At 68.8% G+C, this 1,153-nt stretch carries 2 protein-coding genes; both read right to left on the reverse strand.

The genetic code is table 11. The annotated features are described in order from the left end of the window. Positions 1-9 precede the first annotated feature (9 nt). On the reverse strand, positions 10-549 hold the full coding sequence (locus tag ABZ883_RS43135; RefSeq protein ID WP_360917802.1) for a transposase: 540 nt from the start codon (positions 547-549) through the stop codon (positions 10-12). Next, complete coding sequence (locus ABZ883_RS43140; RefSeq protein WP_360917800.1) at positions 546-1,085, reverse strand: winged helix-turn-helix domain-containing protein; 540 nt, start codon at positions 1,083-1,085, stop codon at positions 546-548. Before ABZ883_RS43140 ends, ABZ883_RS43135 begins: the two co-directional genes overlap by 4 nt. Between the last annotated feature and the right edge of the window lie 68 nt (positions 1,086-1,153).

Below are 1,153 nucleotides of genomic sequence, written 5' to 3' on the forward strand. Positions count from 1 at the left end.
TACTGAGGATTAATGCGTGATGTCGCCGGGGCTTGTGGCGAGGCCGGTGCCGATGAGGCAGCCGGTGATGATGGTGGGCCGGTACTGGATCTGGCGTAGGCCCCGGCGGACTGCGTTGACCAGGTGCGTGTAGTCGGTGAAGGCGATGTTGGCCAGGCTGGTGCGTCGCAGGCTGGACCAGATCCCTTCCACGGGGTTGAGGTCCGGTGCATAGGCCGGCAACTGGAACACCGTGAGCCAGTCCCGGGCCGTGGTCCAGGCGCGCATCGCGCGACTGAGGTGCAGGCCTACGTTGTCCCAGACCAGCACGATCGGTCCGCCGAGCTTGGTGTGGGCGGCGGTGAGCAGGTCGCGTAAGTCCTTCCAGGAGAAGCCTTTGCGGCCGTCGGCCCGCCGGTCACCGGTGTGCCGGAAGACCAACCGCGGCCGCTCGCCGGGCTTGTAGCAGCACAGAGCGGCAACCGACAGGTGACGTCTGCTGCCTCCGTTGACCCGGATCACCGGGGTGACGCCTGTGCGGGACCAGGTGCGGGCGGTGTGCGGCGTCATCGAGAACCCGGCCTCGTCGGCGAAGACGGTCCAGGCCCCGAGCGCCGCCGCGGTGGTTCCACGGCCGGCCAAGTCTCCTTCACCCACGTCGCGACCGCCTCGTCGTCGCGCTGCACGGCCCTTCGAGCCGGGACCTGGGGCGACCAGCCGTGCCGGTGCAGCAACAGGCACACCCCAGGCGCGGTGTAGCTCTTGTGGAACATCCGCCCGATCAGCGTCCGGATCCGCGCGAGCGTCCAGCGCTCGTCGGACCAGCCGTGCGCCACCGCCCCCAACGCCAGCGCCGCCTCCAGCTTCACGAACAACTCGTCACTGAGCTTGGGCAAGGACGCCGGCCCCTTCGAAACCAGGCCCGCTTCACCCCGCTCGACCCACTCGCGCCGCCAGCGCTGCACCGAGCGCACATGAACCCGCAGCACCCTCGCCACCTCGGCGTTGCCGCAACCGGCCGCGAACATCTCGCCCGCATCCAGACGGATCTGCTCGCGAAACGCCCTCCGCTCGGCAGTCAGCCCGCCACCCTGCGCGTACCTCATGACCGTGGTGTACCGCGACGATCACAACCTGTCAGCACCCCACGACATCACGCATTACAAGTCAGTAG

The organism is Streptomyces sp. NPDC046977 (assembly GCF_040644455.1).
Taxonomy (GTDB): Bacteria; Actinomycetota; Actinomycetes; order Streptomycetales; family Streptomycetaceae; genus Actinacidiphila.